The organism is Moritella sp. PE36, from assembly GCF_000170855.1.
GTDB lineage: Bacteria > Pseudomonadota > Gammaproteobacteria > Enterobacterales > Moritellaceae > Moritella.
Genome location: NZ_ABCQ01000020.1, coordinates 19,781 through 39,393 on the forward strand (window position 1 = coordinate 19,781; position 19,613 = coordinate 39,393).

The 19,613-nt window shown below is 40.8% G+C and carries 16 protein-coding genes; 7 read left to right on the top strand and 9 right to left on the bottom strand.

The annotated features are described in order from the left end of the window. Nucleotides 1-90: 90 nt before the first annotated feature. From PE36_RS24585 to PE36_RS12665, 7 genes are all read right to left on the bottom strand, one after another. Nucleotides 91-240, bottom strand: coding sequence for a hypothetical protein (locus tag PE36_RS24585; RefSeq protein WP_198138613.1), 150 nt, complete (start codon nt 238-240; stop codon nt 91-93). Nucleotides 241-400: 160 nt separating this feature from the next. Continuing rightward, nucleotides 401-1,306 carry an alpha/beta hydrolase gene (locus tag PE36_RS12640; RefSeq protein WP_006032431.1) on the bottom strand — a complete coding sequence of 302 codons (906 nt, stop codon included), beginning with the start codon at nt 1,304-1,306 and terminating at the stop codon, nt 401-403. A gap of 104 nt (nt 1,307-1,410) precedes the next feature. Continuing rightward, nucleotides 1,411-2,805, bottom strand: a complete 1,395-nt coding sequence (locus PE36_RS12645; RefSeq protein WP_006032432.1) for a wax ester/triacylglycerol synthase family O-acyltransferase — start codon at nt 2,803-2,805, stop codon at nt 1,411-1,413. Nucleotides 2,806-2,827: 22 nt separating this feature from the next. Continuing rightward, nucleotides 2,828-3,124, bottom strand: coding sequence for a polyhydroxyalkanoic acid system family protein (locus PE36_RS12650; RefSeq protein ID WP_006032433.1), 297 nt, complete (start codon nt 3,122-3,124; stop codon nt 2,828-2,830). A 136-nt stretch (nt 3,125-3,260) separates the two neighbouring features. Then, entirely contained in the window at nt 3,261-3,794 is a 534-nt protein-coding gene (locus tag PE36_RS12655; protein WP_006032434.1) for a lecithin retinol acyltransferase family protein, read from the bottom strand. A gap of 47 nt (nt 3,795-3,841) precedes the next feature. Next, entirely contained in the window at nt 3,842-4,396 is a 555-nt protein-coding gene (locus PE36_RS12660; RefSeq protein WP_006032435.1) for an NAD(P)H nitroreductase, read from the bottom strand. A gap of 208 nt (nt 4,397-4,604) precedes the next feature. Further along, nucleotides 4,605-6,635 (bottom strand): NADPH-dependent 2,4-dienoyl-CoA reductase, encoded by a 2,031-nt coding sequence (locus PE36_RS12665; protein WP_006032436.1) that lies wholly within the window; start codon nt 6,633-6,635, stop codon nt 4,605-4,607. A 365-nt stretch (nt 6,636-7,000) separates the two neighbouring features. Here PE36_RS12665 and sppA point away from each other — a divergent pair, with 365 nt between their 5' ends. Continuing rightward, nucleotides 7,001-8,863 carry a signal peptide peptidase SppA gene (gene sppA / locus PE36_RS12670; protein WP_006032437.1) on the top strand — a complete coding sequence of 621 codons (1,863 nt, stop codon included), beginning with the start codon at nt 7,001-7,003 and terminating at the stop codon, nt 8,861-8,863. Between the two features lie 185 nt (nt 8,864-9,048). Further along, entirely contained in the window at nt 9,049-10,059 is a 1,011-nt protein-coding gene (ansA, locus tag PE36_RS12675) for an asparaginase (RefSeq protein ID WP_006032438.1), read from the top strand. A gap of 140 nt (nt 10,060-10,199) precedes the next feature. Here the strand turns inward: ansA and punC are convergent, their stop codons facing one another. Next, nucleotides 10,200-11,393 carry a purine nucleoside transporter PunC gene (punC, locus tag PE36_RS12680; protein ID WP_157517785.1) on the bottom strand — a complete coding sequence of 398 codons (1,194 nt, stop codon included), beginning with the start codon at nt 11,391-11,393 and terminating at the stop codon, nt 10,200-10,202. A 156-nt stretch (nt 11,394-11,549) separates the two neighbouring features. On the opposite strand from punC, the gene punR reads away from it, so the two are divergent. The 3 genes from punR to PE36_RS12695 all read left to right on the top strand — a co-directional run bounded on the left by punR (nt 11,550) and on the right by PE36_RS12695 (nt 16,288). Beyond that, nucleotides 11,550-12,452 (top strand): DNA-binding transcriptional activator PunR, encoded by a 903-nt coding sequence (punR, locus tag PE36_RS12685; protein WP_006032440.1) that lies wholly within the window; start codon nt 11,550-11,552, stop codon nt 12,450-12,452. 72 nt (nt 12,453-12,524) lie between these two features. Beyond that, nucleotides 12,525-15,719, top strand: a complete 3,195-nt coding sequence (locus PE36_RS12690; RefSeq protein ID WP_006032441.1) for a DUF748 domain-containing protein — start codon at nt 12,525-12,527, stop codon at nt 15,717-15,719. 242 nt (nt 15,720-15,961) lie between these two features. Continuing rightward, nucleotides 15,962-16,288 carry a hypothetical protein gene (locus PE36_RS12695; protein WP_006032442.1) on the top strand — a complete coding sequence of 109 codons (327 nt, stop codon included), beginning with the start codon at nt 15,962-15,964 and terminating at the stop codon, nt 16,286-16,288. Nucleotides 16,289-16,319: 31 nt separating this feature from the next. Here PE36_RS12695 and pepT read toward each other — a convergent pair whose 3' ends face one another. Then, nucleotides 16,320-17,546, bottom strand: a complete 1,227-nt coding sequence (gene pepT, locus PE36_RS12700; protein WP_006032443.1) for a peptidase T — start codon at nt 17,544-17,546, stop codon at nt 16,320-16,322. Between the two features lie 183 nt (nt 17,547-17,729). On the opposite strand from pepT, the gene PE36_RS24590 reads away from it, so the two are divergent. Continuing rightward, complete coding sequence (locus tag PE36_RS24590) at nt 17,730-18,149, top strand: hypothetical protein (protein WP_006032444.1); 420 nt, start codon at nt 17,730-17,732, stop codon at nt 18,147-18,149. 187 nt (nt 18,150-18,336) lie between these two features. Next, complete coding sequence (purT, locus tag PE36_RS12710; protein ID WP_006032445.1) at nt 18,337-19,518, top strand: formate-dependent phosphoribosylglycinamide formyltransferase; 1,182 nt, start codon at nt 18,337-18,339, stop codon at nt 19,516-19,518. Nucleotides 19,519-19,613 lie beyond the last annotated feature (95 nt).

The following is a 19,613-nucleotide window of genomic DNA, read 5'->3' on the forward strand; positions in this document are numbered from 1 at the left end:
AGATAATTTTTTATCTTACCAGCCTTTTTTTTGACTGTTATTTATGGTCAGGCAATAAATAAGTCATCTATTAGTTAACCGTCATGGCGATTAACCTTCGATATTAATCAAGTTCATAACCATCAATTTACGGATAACGCTTACGTACATAACATTGATTTTAGCAATCTTAGTTACATCCGTTAAAGAGTGGCCTTCTTTTAATAATTCAATTGTTTGTAATACTTGTTCTTTGTTCATAATAGCCTCTATATGCTGCTTCACTTGGTTTATACAGCTATAATAAAGGTTTTTATAATATGACATATATCATATTAGGAAAACATTCCGAATATGATATATTTCATTAAAATCTTTATATGTTTTTATATAAACGCTTGTGAAATATTGCGTAACTAGGTTATTTAAGATGTTTTTTTATGAAGTCGATAATTTGAATCAGCGCAGCCTTACTTTCAGGAAGCTGTTCAAACAAGGGGAAAACATGCGGCATTTGGTGCCATATTTGTAAATGGGCATCGACACCCTTAGCCTGCATAAATGCAGCCAATCGAGTAGAGTCATCACGCATTAGTTCGGTACTACCGACATGGAACATAAAAGGAGGGAAACCAGTGAAATCACCAAATAACGGTGAAATCTCGTCATTGTGTAGATCGGTATTATCACCACCTAAATACCAATTTCGGCAACGTAACATAACTTCTAAACTGAACAGTGCATCACTATAACGGTTTTCCACAGAAGACATTCCACTTTGCGTCATGTCTGCTACGGGTGATAATAACACGCAACAACTCGGCATTGGTAAGCCATTACGTTTAGCACGTAACAATAGCGATAAAGCGATATTACCACCAGCAGAGTCCCCGCCGACGATAATATCTTCAGGTAAAGTACCTGAATCTAATAACGACTTGTAAATATCATAACAACAATCAACCGCAGCAGGAAAAGGCTGTTCAGGTGCCAGTGGATAATCGGGGATAATGGCATGTAAATCGAGTGGTTCAGCTAAACGCGCTATAAAATTGTTATGTATTGCTGGGGTTTTAAAAACGAAGGCACCGCCATGTACATATAATAATTTTTTCTTCGTATTTGAAAATTTAAGCTGTATTTCATCACATAAAGTACCAGCACGCACTAATTGCGAGTGTTGAATATTAGCGCTAGTGCCAAATACAAATTTATCTAGCGCGAGCATCTGAAAACGCAATTTATTCACGTCTTTGGTATTTTCAATCGAACGTTTCACTGTTTGCTTCAAAAATAAATTCAGCGCTTTGGCTTGCCAACTAATCAAAATAACCTCGAACAATATTTATACGTATAACAAAAACTAACCATACAAGTTAGACGTCCCCTTCTAAGCCACAAAGATGGCAGCCCTGAGCCACCACTTTTATTTTAGCGTGAAGAGATTAGTACTGAATGCTGCTTTGCATTATCAAGAATTTCATTTGATAGGATCTCACAAGCGGCTTCTACATGACGGGAGAGTATATCTAAATCAGGCAGTTCATTTTTGCAACCCACTAAGCCGAAAAACACGTCGTCGTGATAACTATACAAGGTAATGTTGAGTGCAGTGCCCGCAGAGAGTACTGATACAGGATACACTTCGGTCAACTTCGCACCAGCAAGGTAAGCAAACTCTTGCTGACCACGCACATTCGAAACAATCACAGAACCCAGGGGCGGCAAAAACTTAGAAATGCCTAACCATTCAGAGATCGACGCGCTTGCTTGGATCAATAACGAAAAATTAACTACCGACTCTGCTGGTAAACTAAACAAATCGTCTTTGACACTGCTGGTACGCTTAAAAATTGTTTCTAAATGGTCCAATGCATCGGCATCAATATTGCCAAGTTCTACCCCAGTTAATGCATTTCTACGTCCATTTCCGATTCTTACGGGCACTTGAGCAACTAATGGCTTACGTAATAAAATACCTTTTTCTTTCAAATAACGATTAAGGCCAATATCGACACAACATAAAATCACGTCATTTAATGTTACACCCGTTATCTTGCTAATCGAGCGCATTTTTTCAAACGGTAAACGGCCAAAAGAAACAATACGCGACCGTGTAGCAGGTACCGAAAATGGTGTTCGAGGTGCGCAAAATGGTAACGCCGGTCCTTGATCTCGTAGGTTGAGGAATTTTAATCCCATCCGCGTACCTAACCGAATGATGCCGGGAATCGATTTAAGCTGTTTGAGTCCACTCATATAAGTCGATAACGCGCTTTCAATCACACCCGCAGATTCTTTATAACCAGGACGGAATGATGGGATCTGCCAAAATGGGCGATAATCATTGACCGATTGGTCACTTTGTAAATATCCTGACAACCAACTATTTGCCATCTTACCATCTGCCATCGCATAATGAATTTTAGTAAAGATAGCGAAGCGACCGTCAGATAAACCTTCAATCAAATACACTTCCCATAACGGACGCGTTCTATCAATTAAGTGTGAATGTAAACGTTCAACTAAATCACGTAGTTGTTCATCAGTACCATCACCGGGTAACATTGACATACGAATATGATAGTTAAAATCAAACTGACTATCATGTACCCAGTAATACAGGCCACCCATACTTTTTTTAAGCTTAAAGTTAAAAGGGGTCGCTACAGCGGGATCCATGATTAACTTTTGAAATAGATCGCGGGCAAAGTTGCCTTCATAGTCCTTTGGCGGTTCAAAAATTTGCAAACCTGAAAAATGCTTAGGACTTGCTGTACTCTCACTTAATAAAAATGAGGTTTCAACCAATGATAATTGTTCCATAATTTCGAGCCTTAATCGTACTTTATCTATACGAGCATGCTGCCTTTGGCAACAGTTCATCCAGCGTTTCTTCAATGCTTTGCTTCAATACAAAACTCACTGGAAACAGCAGGATCCCTAATTTTAATTTGATTCTGATACTTTCCGCATCCGCATGTAAATACCCTCTGGTATGTGCATGCTGAATATGAAGTTTATCACCCCGCCATTCTAATTTAAGGTCATATTCTTCCGCTATATCAAGCATTAATTCGTCTGCTAGACGAATAATTTGATGATGCGGTAAACTATGATCGCGGATGATTTCAATACTGCCCATAATTAACTCCACTCGCTAGTTACAACTTGACGAGTTTTAAATCTAATGGACGATATTATAGGGAAAATAACTAGAAAGCGCTTACTAAACCACTAAGCGCTATGAAGGAATAAAACTAAACATAAAGAGGTATAAATTACGTGTTTTCATCGTCAACATCTTGATTACTATTAGTTAATAGCACTAACCAAAATCCTGTTGAAGTAAAGATTGCATGCTTCCACCAAGACAATGACGCTTCATTTAAATGTGATAATTGCGAGGCGATACTCCAAAACAATGCCGAGCGTAAACGACCACTTGTGTATTTGTTAACTAACAATGTGGCAATCAACACTAAAGCGCGGCGTAATTGTGGACTCGACACTTTCACACCACAAACTTCATGCACGAAATGTTCACAGTTGTTCTTCAACAAATGATAACGCTTTTTATCTGCTATCAGTTGTTCCGCATTTTCAACGATATTTTCGGCCGGTAAACTTCCAGGCAAGAAACCATGATCGATAATGTCTTTATCATCAGAAAAATCTTGTAGGCTAACTAAACCACGACCTGAACGCGCTCTAGAATTTTCAAAAACATAACCACACCCATCCGAGATCCCAACATGATGGTAAAGTGGGAATTGTACACTGAGTAAATGTCCTTTTGGATATGGTGTCGTCATCTTATGCCCTCAGTTCTTATTGAATGCTAATTCCAAATTAAGCCGTGTTAATTATCCATACGGGTAACAAAGCTGTCGGTATTAAGTTCGCGTATTTTTTTACACGATACATCAGGTGTGCCTAAATATAAAAAACCAACAATTTCATCTTTATCTTCAAGTTCAAGCTTTTGTTTTATATGACTATCATAAGCAAACCAACCGGTACGCCAAATACCATTAAATCCTTGTGCTTGCGCCGCCATTTGCATGGCCATTACCACACAACCTGCCGACATTAACTGCTCAGACTCCGGGATCTTGGGGTGATCTTCAATTCTAGCAATAACAGTAATAATTTGTGGTGCACGAAACGGTGCATTCGCGGCTTTTAATACATCTTTCTCTGTTTTCCCAAGGTTAAATGCCGCATCTTGAAAATAACGTGATAATGTTTTTAAACCTTCACCTTCAGTGATAATAAAACGCCAAGGGGTTAATGCACCGTGATCAGGTGCCCGTAATCCAGCATGAATAATATTATCTAATGCCTCACCACTTGGGGCTGGTGAGATAAGCTGATTACAAGAATGACGATTTATTAATAGGTCAATTGCGTCCATTATTTACTACTTTGAACAATGAGTGATAGCTAAAGTATTCAATGTAGGTGATAAAATATCAAGTGATTAATTTATTAAGATCAAAAAAGCCCATACATGGTATGGGCTATTTTTGATAATAATAGTCGTAATAACAGTCATCATTATTGTCGCAATAATAGTGACTTTTATTGTCTTATATTTGTATTAAATTAGTATTAGCTTCGCGTTAAATAGTCGCAGCTAACTCAGCACCTTGACGAATTGCACGTTTCGCATCGAGTTCACCTGCTTCAAACGCACCACCAATAAGGTGAGTTGTAATTTTCTCAGATTGTAACTGCTCGAACAATTCTCTAAATGGTTCTTGCCCTGCACATAAGATCACATTATCAACATCTAACACTTTTTTAACACCATCAACGGTGATGTGTAAACCTTGATCATCAATAAGGTCATAAGAAGCCCCTTTGATCATTTCTACATTCTTCTTCTGCAATGTTGCTCGATGTACCCAGCCGCTAGTTTTACCTAGGCCAGCACCGACTTTAGTATCTTTACGTTGCAATAAGAATACTTCACGCGCTGGTGCGGTATTTTTAGCAGGCGTTAGACCACCAACAGTTTGGCTATCATCTGTAACGCCCCACTCACTTAACCACTGCTTAGTATTGGTCGATAGTGACGCACCTTCTTCTTCAACCAAATATTCTGAAACATCGAAGCCAATGCCACCAGCACCAATAACAGCAACACGTTTGCCAACCGGTTTGTGGTCACGCAATACTTCAATATAGCTGAGGACTTTCTCATGTTTAATGCCTGGAATGGCCGGTGTTCTCGGTTTGATACCCGTAGCTACAACAACATCATCATAGCCTTTACCGGTTAGTGTCTTAACCGTCACTAACTGATTTAAATGTAAGTTAATGCCAAGCACTTCGATTTGTTTCGCATAATAACGCAGTGTTTCGTAAAACTCTTCTTTGCCCGGTATTTGTTTTGCATAGTTAAACTGACCACCAATTTCTGAACGGCTATCAAAAATATCAATTTTGTGACCACGCTCCGCAGCATAACAAGCAAAGGCTAAACCTGCAGGGCCCGCGCCAACAACCGCAATACTTTTTGATTTAGTCACAGTTTCAAACTTCAGTTCCGTTTCAAAACACGCTTGTGGATTGACCAGACAAGACGCACGTTTCGCTTTAAACACATGGTCTAAACAGGCTTGGTTACAGGCGATACAGGTATTGATCTCATCGGCTTTACCCGCTATCGCTTTCACTACAAAGTTAGGATCGGCCAACATTGGACGCGCCATCGATACCATATCCGCTTGCCCTGAAGCTAAGATCTGTTCTGCAACCTCAGGTGTATTAATACGGTTAGTTGTCACTAAAGGAATACTGACGTGATCCTTCATTTTTTCGGTTACCCAGCTAAATGCACCACGCGGCACACTGGTTACAATTGTTGGTATACGCGCTTCATGCCAGCCGATACCCGTATTAATGATAGTCACGCCGACTTTTTCAAGCTCTTTGGCTAATTCAACCGCTTCTTCGAACGTACTACCGTCTTCAACAAGATCTAACATTGATAGGCGGAAAATAATAATAAAGTCATTACCGACACGCTGACGGATTGCTTTTACAATTTCAATCGGAAAACGCATACGATTTTGATAACTACCACCCCATTCATCGGTGCGCTTGTTACTGCGACGACAAATGAACTGGTTAATGAGATACCCCTCAGACCCCATCACCTCCACACCATCATAACCAGCAAATTTAGCCAAGTCTGCTGTTTTAGCAAAATCCGAAATAGTGCAGCGAATAGAACGCCTTGACATCGCTCTTGGGGTAAACGGGTTAATCGGTGATTTCTTCTTACTCGCACTCACGCTAAATGGATGATAGGCATAACGACCGGCATGCAGTATTTGCAGCGCGATCTTACTGCCATTATCATGCACAGCTTTTGTCACTATTTGGTGTTTCTTCGCTTGCCATTTATAAGACAACTGCATCCCGTGTGGCATTAGACGCCCACGTAGGTTAGGCGAAATACCACCAGTAACAATTAAACCAACGCCGCCTTTGGCACGCTCGGCATAAAATGCAGCCAGTTTTTCAAATCCATTTTTTTCTTCTTCTAAGCCAGTATGCATCGAGCCCATTAAAACTCGGTTTTTCAATGTTGTAAAACCCAGATCTAACGGCGCCAACATATTTGGATAATTGCTTGCAGACATAACTCCACTCCCAGTGGTTACACAATTGCTACTTGATTGCTATTTATTTGCTATTTGTTTGATACGTGGTTGTTATCTATTTATGATTTAGAGTAATTAATTTAATCGTTCATTTCAAACGCTATTTTAATCAATACAGCGTACAAGTGTAGTTATAAATTAATGATTTCGTTGAATTTCAACACTTAACAATACATTTCGTCGTGTTTACACTAAGCTTAATTTGTCATTATTTATTATTTATGAGAACTAGATCCGCTACGTAGTGTCACACTTTCGTATTCTAAGTGCTTTAATCTAAACTAGATTTATGGCTTAATATACAAAATAACGTCTATACCATTGTGTTTACTAGGAATATAATAATGAGAAAATTATTCTCACTACTCGGATTCATTCTTTCTAAAATAGGTCGTTCGATTACATTTACTCGTAATTTGATCTTGAACCTGTTTTTCATTTCTTTTATAGCAATTATTATTATTGCTTTGCAGCAGCAAAAAGAAACGCCTGTCGCATTCGCAGACAACACTGCGTTGGTTCTCAACTTAAACGGCGTCTTAGTTGATCAGCCTAAATTAGTTGATCCATTCGACCAAGTGATTGGTGAGCTAGTTGACGCGAACAATGTCGTCAATGAGATTGCGATTTCAGACGTCGTTAACGTCATTATCAGCGCAAAATCGGATGATGCCATTAGCGCGCTTATCTTAGATCTCGCCCAGCTAAAACCGGCAAGTTTGACTAAATTAACGGATATTGCGGATGCATTAGTCGAATTCAAAAAAAGTAACAAACCAATTTATGCTTACGGTGATTACTTTAGCCAAGAGCAATACTTACTGGCTTCATTTGCTGATGAGATTCTATTAAACCCTGCAGGCGGCGTTTTACTGCAAGGCTACGGTAGCTACAGTCTTTATTTCAAAGATGCCATTGATAAGCTAAACCTGTCTTCGCATGTATTCCGTGTTGGTACTTATAAGTCATTTGTTGAACCCTTTACCCGTAGTGACATGTCTGCTGAGAGCAAAGAAGCCAAATTAAACTGGTTAAATCAACTTTGGGATACCTACACCAGTATTGTTGCTAACAACCGGTTAATTAACGCTGACGACGTCGCGCCTAAAGCAGATGTATTTATTAAGCAACTACAATCAGTCAATGGCAACATTGCGCAATATGCTTTAAAACAAAAACTGGTAGACAAGTTATTAACGCGTGAACAAATCACTGAATACCTAGCTAACAAACTCAACGGCGAATCAGATTCATTTGCAAAAATTGAATTCTTAGATTACCTTGCCCTTCAATCCACCCAGTTTGAACAACAAGGCTTTGCTAGCAAGCCTGGTGTCGGCATCATTTTCGCCAATGGTCAGATCCTGGATGGTAATCAACCTCCCGGTGCTATTGGCGGTAAATCGCTGACTAAGCTGTTACTGCAAGCGAAAGACGATGAACAAATCAAAGCCTTAGTTTTACGCATCGATAGTCCAGGTGGTAGCGCCTTTGCCTCAGAACAAATCCGAACGGCATTATTAGAACTCAAAAAATCGGGTAAACCCGTCATTGTGTCAATGGGCAGCGTCGCCGCATCCGGTGGTTATTGGATAGCCTCTGCTGCTGATGAAATTTGGGCTAAACCAACCACAATCACAGGTTCAATTGGTATCTTTGGTCTATTTGCTACCACAGAAAAACTACTCGCTAAAATGGGTATTTACAGTGATGGTGTCGGTACCACTGATTTCACAGGACTGTCTGTTAATAGAGAACTGCCAGAGCACATGGCACAGATCATTCAAATGACGGTTGAAAATGGCTATAGCAACTTCTTAACTGTCGTTGCCGAAGGTCGAGGCATGACAACAGAAGAAGTGGATAAGATTGCACAAGGCCGTGTTTGGACTGGTCGCGATGCGCTTAACCTGGGCCTTATTGATAACCTTGGTAACCTTGATGATGCGATTGCTTCTGCAGCAGCAAAAGTAGATGTATCAACTGACTCATTAATTTTGATTCAAACACCCCGTAGTGAGCGCGATAGATTACTGTCAATATTCACTCAATCGGTTGCAATGCAAGTACTAAGCGAGCTCAACATCAGCCCGAATGGTAATGTGGCGACTTGGTTAGCAACAATAACTCAACAAGCGGCACAACTAAATAACTACTCAGATCCGCAAGGCCTGTATGTAGAATGTTTGGTCTGTGACATTAGATAACTAGGTAACCAACCTTAATCAATCTTCTAGTCGAGCGGTAAACACGTCAATTTACCGCTCAATTCAAATTTCTGTCTTAATAACCCTATATTATTGCAGTTTTATTAAGCAATCTAGTATCAAGCTATTCCATTAATCGATTTCAGCACTATAATCCTCCTTAAAAACGCACAGGGAATTTATTAATGGCTAAGAAATCAATCTATATCGCATATACTGGTGGCACGATCGGTATGCAACATTCAGAACACGGTTATGTACCGATGGAAGGATTCATGACGGATTGCTTAGCGCGTCTACCAGAATTCCACCGCGAAGAAATGCCTGATTTCACCCTCCACGAATACTCGCCGTTAATCGACTCTTCTAACATGTCACCTTCTGATTGGCAGCAGATCGCAGAAGATATCCAAAGCAATTATGACGACTACGATGGTTTTGTGATCTTACATGGTACTGATACCATGGCGTACACAGCATCAGCATTATCATTTATATTAGAAGACCTTGGTAAACCCGTTATTGTTACTGGTTCACAGATCCCACTTGCTGAGATCCGCTCAGATGGTCAAAGCAACTTACTGAACTCGCTTTACCTTGCTGCTAACTATCCTGTACACGAAGTCTGCTTATTCTTTAATAACCAGCTATTACGTGGCAACAGAACCACCAAAGTGCATGCCGATGGTTTTAGCGCATTTGCGACACCAAACTGCGAAACGCTATTAAAAGTTGGTATCAATATCGAAGTCATGTTGGGTGATGTAAAACCGATTATTGAAAAAACACTGACCGTGAGTAGCATTACACCACAGCCAATTGCGATCGTGACACTTTACCCTGGTATTTCAACAGAAGTTATCTTCAACATTCTATTACAACCCGTTAAAGCGTTAATCTTGCTAAGTTATGGCGTAGGCAATGCCCCACAAAGTGCAGAGCTATTGAATGCGCTTGAAGCCGCTAACCAGCGTGGTATCGTGGTGGTCAATCTTACCCAGTGCATTAAAGGTAAAGTTAACATGGGCGGTTATGCGACAGGCGATGCTCTGGCGCAAGTTGGTGTTATCTCGGGTTATGATATGACAACAGAAGCTGCATTAACTAAGTTGCATTATCTCATCAGTAAAAATCTACCAAGCGAAGAAATCAAAGTATTAATGCAACAAAATATTCGTGGTGAATTAAGCCATTAAGCTTTAGATAAATATTACAGATACAAAAACGGGAAAGACAGCGATGTCTTTCCCGTTTTTTTATCGTTAAATTGTCACTTCAGGCGAGCCCTGATATCACTAAGCTACGATCATTAAGCACAATCACCAAGCCGCTATAACTAAGCTACAACCGCATCACTTGCAGTTGCATTCGTTGTTTTATGCTTCGTTAATACATAGCCAGCCATAATCACCAAACCTTGGAACAACATCACTGCAGTCACTGTATAAAGGCCATGTTCAGAGAATGCCGAGACCATACTACTTGCTAAGAAACAAAACATCGTCTGTAAGAAGTTAAGTAATCCTGCCGCAGTTGCACTGCAATTTTTAAAGTCAGCAAGTGCAGCATTAATCACCAATGGATAAATCGCACCATTAGCCACAGCTAAGAAACAAAATGGGATCAGAATAGGCCAAATAGTGGTTGGTGATGTCGCAAACGCAATCACGAACATAGTCACCACAGTGGTGATAAACAAGGTAATTAACCAAGGCAATAATTGCTTCGCACTAAAGCGTGTTAACAAGCTACGACAACCATAACCACCAACAAGGAAAGCGACTGTCTGCGGCAGGTAACTCAGACCAATGTCCGCACCTGAATAGCCCATAGCAGTCATAATGAATGGTGAACCGGTTAAATATGCGAAGAATGCAGCGGAGCACGCCGCAAAGATCAACATATTACCCATGAATATTTTTGATTTGATAATCTGCTTATAATCACGGGCCAATTGCGTCGACATTTTTTCTTGTTTTTTACCGAGTGGTGCACTTTCTTGTTGACGACTTGTTGCAAAAACCAGCGCTAAGCCAATCACGACCAATACCACAAAAATACTGCGCCAGCCGAAATACGCTTCAAGGCCAGCACCCAATAATGGTGCTAACGCTGGAGACAAAGCAACTAATGGCATAATAGTCGCAAAAATACGCTCTGACGCTTTACCTTGATAACGGTCGATAACAACCGCCTGCCAAATAACGGTACCGCAACACGCGCCTAACGCTTGGCCGAATCGGGCGAATAAAAACAGCTCAATACTGTTAGACACTGAGATCACAACCGTTGATAGCACAAAGATAGTCATGCCCACGAACAGCACTTTCTTGCGACCGATACGGTCAGATAATGGTCCGTAAACTAACTGACCAAGTGCCATCCCTAATAAAAAGATACTCAACGACAAGCTAATCAATGTTTGCGACGTACCAAACTCAGCGCGGATTGTTTCGAATGCAGGTAAATACATATCAGTGGCAAGGAAGCCCAGCATACTTAATCCAGAAAACCAGATCATAGTACTCATTGAGGCGTGCTTTTGGTTATTGATGGGGGTATTGCTTTGAATATTGTTCATTGCTTAAACTACATAATATTAATGATGATGTTGATAGTTTAATACTGGCGATTCCGTTTGAGAAACGCTAATATTTCACTATTGCTTTCAAAAAATTTGATGTGTATGTTTTCCCAACAAGATCTGCAAGTTATCGACGCAGTTGCCAGGCGCGGAAGTTTCACCGCAGCTGCAGATGAATTATGTAAAGTGCCCAGCGCAATTAGCTATACGGTACGAAATATTGAAGAACGGTTAGCCGTTAATTTATTTATTCGTCTACATCGTAAGGTAAAGCTAACGCCTGCAGGCGAATATTTTGTCGTTGAATCACGTAAATTACTCAAGCAAATGGCGCACATGAAGTTTCAAACCCAACGTGTGGCAAATGGTTGGAACCAAAGTGTGTCCCTGGCTTTAGATAACGTCGTGCACGAAGGTCGAATCAATACCATGGTTGGCGACTTTTACAACGCATTTCCAGATGTAGAACTGTTGCTTACCATGGAAGTATATAACGGCGTCTGGGACGCATTGGTTGATGCACGTGCTGATATCGCCATTGGTGCGACTGCAACCATCCCAGTGAGTGGCGGCTTTGATTACCGCAGTATGGGTGAACTGAAGTGGACGTTTGTGATCAGTCCCAATCACCCACTCGCAGAGGCTGAACAAGCAATTAGTAACGAAGATCTAGCCAAATACCCGGTTATTTGTTTAGAAGACACGGCTCGTAAGCTACCCAAACGCACAACTTGGTTACTCGAAAACCAACGCCGCCTAGTTGTACCAAACTGGCACAGTGCGACACAATTACTCAAAGGCGGTTTAGGCATTGCCATCATGCCCGCCCACATGGCAAATAAATTATTACTCACAGGTGAGCTAATAGAGAAAGAAGTCATCACCACCTTACCCGTGAGTGACTGTTGTTTAGCCTGGAATACCAAGCGCATGAGCCCCGCGGTGCAATGGTTGCTGGATTATTTAGGGGATAGTGACCAATTACATCAACAATGGTTAGAATAATAACTGTTATGCTTGCCGTTGATATTCTATAATTAAGTTTATTGATTGTATTTAAAAGGATTTACATTTCCGATGGCAACTTCATTCTCAAACTTTCGTCAACGTTTTACACGTGCACCGCGCTATCAGCGCATCTGTAGTTATGCACTCGTTGCTTATCTGATCTATGCCTTATTGCTCGGGTTGCTTGTCCCTTATCTCACGAAAAGTATTGCCCCAGAGAAAGTAAGTGCATTACTTGGTCGTCCAGTACTCATTGAAGATGTAACCATTAATCCATTTACCCTCAGGTTTGAAATTAAAGGCTTTGAAGTTAAAGGAATTAATATTCAAACACAGGAACAACAAGATTTCGTTGGCATTGGCCGGTTAACGGTACAAATTAATCTATGGAAGAGTTTATTCAATGGCAGTATTAATCTTCAGACGATAGAAATTGACCAAGCCTTTGCCAATATTGAAAAATTCAATGATAATCAATTCAACTTTTCAGATATTCCAGAACATATTGCAATACAAGCCACGCCATCAGAAACACCAGAACTGGTCGCGGAAGAAAGCAACGACGCTAGCGGATTGCCGCACATTCAAATTGCTAATATCGGTATCACTAATTCTGCATTCAACTTTAAAGACCAGCCAACCGGCGCGGTATTAAATTATCCTGCTATCAACATTGGGCTAACTAAGTTTAATAGCCTTGCCATGCTGGTTAATCCAAAACAAGCGAATGCGCCGACACCAACATACAACCGCTTCAATTTAAGTATTGAAGGTGCTGACGAAAGTGCCGTAACAACCACGGGTCGATTCCAGTTAACGCCTTTGGAAGCGCAAGGTAGGCTGGCACTTAAACACATTAAACTAACGACATTCTGGCCATTTATCGCCCAACAAATCACTGCCGAGTTAGAGTCTGGCATTGTCGATTTCGCCACTAATTACCGCTTTATTGGTGATACAACCCCAGCTGAAAATACCACAACGCCACAATTTATCACTGACACGGGACAATTTGCGTTACGCTCACTGATATTAGCCTCGGCAGATAACGAACTTATCAACCTACCCTTGTTCACGGCGGCTGGTATAGCGCTAGATTTACAACAGCAACTGGTGTCTATCGATAATATCAGTACTGACGGCATGCAGCTCCATGCCAGCGTGCATCAAGGCGAGGTCGATTTAGCCACGTTATTAACACCAAAATCATTAACTGATACGCCACCACCACCTAGCGTAGTTGTTGTTGCGCCAACCGTCACTGAAAAAGCCATCGCAGAACAAGATTCAGTTGTAGATTCAGTCATCGATGTAATCGAGACCGTATCTGAAATAGAGGTAGAAACAGTAATAGAGCAAGTCGCGGCGATTGAAGCCAGATCAGACGCTCGGGTATGGGTAGTTAACCTTGGAGAATTTAATCTAACTAATTATGATATCAACATCGTCGAATCGTGGATAACGAAAGCAACAAAATGGCGTATATCACCACTAAACTTCAGCACCAAAGCAATATCAAGTAGCTATAACGCGCCTATCGACTACGAACTTGCGCTGAGTATTAATGATAACGGTAGTTTTGCTTCACAGGGTAGCATCGACATTAAACAGCAATCCATTGCCGCTCACATCAGTCTAGAAAAACTGAATTTGACTCAATTTCAACCTTACATCAGCTCTTACCTGAATATCATCATGAAAAGTGGTTTTTTCACCACCAAAGGGGACCTTTATGCTGATAGCAAAGGTACCACGCGTTTCAACGGTGCAGTGCAAGTCGAAAAACTGGTTATTAATGACAAAAAACTCAATAAATCGCTGCTTAAATGGCAAGATTTTACCATCAACAGTATTGCGCTTGATCAACAAGCCAATAGTTTACTCATCGATCACATCCAATTGACCCGACCTTATGCGCAAGTGATCGTCGCAGCAGACAAAAGTTCGAACATATCTAACTTAGTGATAGAGCAGGAATCAGCGAATAAAACATCAAAGGTAACGTCAAAGGTAACGGCTACAGCAGAACAAAAACCAGCCACCACAGCTGAAAACGCCATGCTCATTGAAATAAACAAGTTCACCCTAGTCGGCGGTAAGGTCGACTATACCGATAACGTGCTTAAACCTAGTTTTGCAGCTGTCATCGAAAATATAGAAGGCCATGTCGGTAAACTATCTTCGACAACAACCAAAAATGCAGAACTTGATATCAAAGCTGTCGTCAATAAATACGCACCTATGACCTTAAGAGGTGTGGTTAACCCATTAATCCCAGAACCTTTTATTGATGTTGAATTTGTATTTAATAACTTCGAATTACCATCTATGACACCCTACTCTGGCACCTATGCGGGATTAGATATTGATGAAGGTCAGCTTTCGCTTGCGCTTAAATACAAGCTAGAAAAAAATCACTTAGAAGGCAGTAACCATATCTTTATTGACCAACTGGATATGAATGATACCAAAGACAGTGACGCAGGCAGTTTTCTGCCAATTACCCTCGCTATTCCACTGCTAAAAGACAGCAGCGGTGCAATTGACTTAGGGGTTAACGTGTCAGGTGATCTTAACGATCCAAGTTTTAACGTCGGTGAAATTGTACTCAAAACATTAAGTAACATTATTCTTAAAGCAGTAACATCGCCATTTACATTATTAGCAAGCCTTGTTGATACCACCGAAGATTTAGATAAAGTCAGTTTTGCTAATGGTTCTACTACACTCGCGCAAACAGAGCAGAGTAAACTAGATGCATTAGCCAAAGCGTTAGCACAACGTCCCCAAATAAAACTGAACATCAAAGGCAGTTATGATGAAAGCGCAGATAAAGAAGCACTACAAAATAGCGCGTTAAATAGCAAACTGAGTCAATCAACAGGCAGTATCATTGAACAAAGTACCAACGCAGAAGACCTTCCTGTATCGGCAGGTATGACAAATGCGCTGATTGACTTATACGAATTAGAAACCAAAGGTAAAGCGGATGCATTACGTAATGCCATTGCGACCCAACAACCCGCACTCGCTGAACCTGATTTGGAACAAGTTTGGCTTCGCAGTTTATATACAGAAACCAGAAAGCTTCAAGTCGTTACTGAAGAGCAATTAAGAGGACTCGCAAAATCTCGGGCAAATACCATTAAGTCACATTTACGTGAAGTCAGTAAAGTGGATGCGGGCCGCATTTTTATACTAAGTCATCAAAGCAATGTACCATCAACAAGTACCGAAACAACCCTGACTTTGGTTGTAAAGTAAGCCATACAAATAGCCTCATTGAATTATATACTCGAAGTAACTTGGGTATACTATCAAAATCAATGAGGCGAATAACGCCTCCCCACCCCCATGGTTAAGTGTATTGCTGATAAATATACAAATCACAGATCATGACTTATGCTTAAAACAAGTTTGAATTAAATATAGCTAATTTGAATGCCAAGCTGTTTACAGTTTACGGATGAATCAGTCTTCAGTGATATGTAATTGGAGGTCGATTTATGCTGGAAGGTAATTTCATTGCGGTAAAATCAGAACTGTTAATCAGACATATTCATGAATTTATGAACCACAAGGTCAGCTACCGGATACTAACCGATTATATTTGGGAAATATTACAAGATTGGCAGCGTTTAAACGTTGTCGACAACAACATAGCAAGCCCCAAAGAACAAGTGTTCTGGTACTTAGTTTTTGAACTACAAATTCGAGATGAAGTATCGTTATTGCATGATAAAGAACTCAATTCCAAACTAAATCATTGCATACTGTTTTTACAAGGACGGCTTGATATGCCTGACAACTGTATTGGCATCAGGCCCAATTAGCTATTACTGTTAGTTGTTTATTGGTAGTTGTTTACTGGTATTTCTTCGCCGTTAACTCCGCGAGTCTGACAATAACTCGCACCGATTTTTCCATGCCTTCTACAGTGATAAACTCATGGATACCATGAAAATTATAACCCCCAGTGAAGATATTTGGGCAAGGTAATCCCATAAAGGATAATCGCGCCCCATCAGTGCCACCACGAATAGGTTTAATATCAGGTTGTATATCGCACTCAATCATCGCCTGCTTCGCGAGTTCAATGATATGTGCGTGAGGCTCTACCATTTCACGCATATTGTTATAACTATCGCTTAGTGTAAGCACAATGCGTTCACAGCCCAGTACCTCATTTAACGCGGTGACCTTTTGTTGCATAAATGCTTTACGCCGCGCTAATCCAGCGGTATCGAAGTCGCGAATAATATAACTTAAGGTGGTTTTGGCGACACTGGTTTGCATTGCATTTAAGTGATAAAAACCTTCGTAGCCCGCGGTGCATTCTGGCGTTTCATCCGCAGGCATCATCGCTTGGAATTTGGCAGCAATGCCCATGCTATTAACCATCTTATCTTTTGCAGACCCAGGGTGTACGTTAACACCATGACATATTACAGTTGCAGAACTGGCATTGAAGTTTTCAAACTCTAATTCACCAACAGGGCCACCATCGATGGTATAAGCCCACTGTGCATTAAAGCCTTCGACGTCAAACAGATCAGCACCGCGGCCAATCTCTTCATCTGGGGTAAAGCCAATACAAATGTCGCCATGTTTGATGTCAGGATTAGCTTGTAAATAGGCGATCGCCGTCATAATTTCAGCAATCCCGGCTTTATTATCCCCACCAAGTAATGTCGACCCATCAGTAGTAATGAGCGTATCGCCATGTAACAGATTAAGTTCTGGATACATAACTGGTGATAACACCTCTCCATGGCCTAAACTAATATCACCACCTTGATAATTGTTGATGATTTGTGGATTAACATTTTTACCCGATGCATCTGGCGCAGTGTCCATATGGGCAATAAAACCGATGGCTGGAACCGTTGTGCTAATATTACTCGGTAGGCGTGCCGTTAAATAACCATTGCTATCGAGTTTTACGTTACCTAAATTTAAAGACATTAACTCTTGCTGTAGTTGTTTCGCGAAGACAGTTTGACCTGGCGTACTTGGACAAGTAGCAAGGGTATGATCGGACTGGGAATCAAAACTTACATAACGTAAAAATCGTTCTATCAATGTAGTCATAATAAAGCCTTAATGAGTAAATAAATAACATAAGTAAACAGGTAGTTATGATGTACGGCTATTATGCATAATAAAAAGTGACCAGACGTTGTCCTTAATCATAAATGGGTATTTATTTTACTTCCAGGATGTTAACAAGCACAACGCCCTGTATAAATCCCAGTAGTAGTGAAGAGGTTTAGAATGCGAAATACCACTGTACAATGGCCTATATTATTCCGTTACTGTCTGCTGTTTATTTTTTTATCGGTATTTTCCACCGCGATAATCTTGCTTACGTTCAGTCAAGATTGGCGGATTATGTTTGACCTAAGAATACAAATGGTCGCACTTAAACTCGCGTTTATTGCTGTTATTTATATTGCCTTTCCATTTTTAATGGTGCGTTTTTGCTATTATTTCTACCAATTAATTAGCCACGGCAGAAAGGAAGGTATCTCACTGTTTTGCTATCAAACCTTATTTAATCCTATCAACTTTATATTCCGACCTAGCTTGCTCACTCCTGGGGGGCTTACTCACCGCCGTCGCTGTATCATTTCGATCATTCTCATGGGTTGTTTATATAGTTCAATTTTTGCCATGGGTGAAATTATAATGTAAACGTTGAAATCCAACCTTTTGGTTGTCACAGCCAAATTGTCACTTAAAACTTCCATTTCCACCACAATCGCTATATCATGCTGCTCAATAGCGTAGTTAAATTAACTATAGTACTTAAAAGACAACAAGTTAGTGAATTATCATTTGTTTGACCACCAAATTTATAATCAATTAATAGGGAACTGTTATGTTAGGTACTGCCAACAGCAAAAATGCAACACGTGTATTATTATTAGGCTCAGGTGAACTGGGCAAAGAAGTCACTATTGAGTTTCAGCGCTTAGGTGTCGAAGTAATTGCAGTGGATCGTTATGACAATGCTCCAGCGATGCAAGTCGCGCACCGCAGTCACACAATTAATATGCTTGATGGTGATGCGCTTAGACGCGTTATTGAACTTGAAAAACCAGATTATGTTATTCCAGAAATCGAAGCTATTGCCACTGATACCCTGCTTGAATTAGAGCAAGAAGGTGTCAATATTGTGCCAACAGCACGCGCAACTAAACTCACGATGGATCGTGAAGGTATTCGCCTTCTCGCCGCAGAAACCCTGCAACTACCAACCTCAACGTATATTTTCACCGATAACAAGACAGAATATCTTGCCGCTGTTGCAGAAATTGGTATTCCGTGCGTGATCAAACCGGTGATGAGTTCATCAGGTAAAGGTCAAAGCATTATTCGTGAGGACGATGATATTGACCAAGCTTGGGACTATGCGCAAGAAGGTGGTCGTGCAGGTGCAGGCCGTATCATTATTGAAGGTTTTGTTAAGTTCGATTTCGAGATCACCATGCTGACCATCAGTGCTGTTGATGGCATCCATTTCTGCGACCCCATTGGTCATCGTCAGCAAGATGGTGACTACCGTGAATCATGGCAGCCACAAATAATGTGTGATGTCGTCCTTGCTAAAGCACAAGAAGTATCTGCTAAGGTAGTTAAAGAATTAGGCGGTTATGGTCTATTTGGCGTCGAACTCTTCATTCGTGGTAAAGACGTGTTCTTTAGTGAAGTGTCACCACGTCCACACGACACTGGTATGGTGACCTTAATCTCGCAAGACTTATCTGAATTTGCCTTGCATGTGCGCGCTATTTTAGGTCTACCTATCACCCAAATCCAACAGTTTGGTCCGTCTGCCTCTGCGGTTATTTTAGCTGAAGGTCATTCGACTAACATCGGTTTTAATCACTTAGCACCCGCATTAGCTTGTGTACCAGGCAGTCAAATCCGTCTATTCGGTAAGCCCGAGATCGCAGGTCAACGCCGTTTAGGTGTGGCTCTGGCTCGTGGTATTAATACCATCGATGCGATTGATAAAGCCAAAGAAGTAGCGCAAACAATTGAAGTGACGTTTGACTAAGACTTTTGACTAAGACAAGGTGGTTTTAGTTAACAGCTAACTACCTTGAAGTAGTTTGGGTATATAAAGTACAACGATCAAAAAAGGCTAACAAG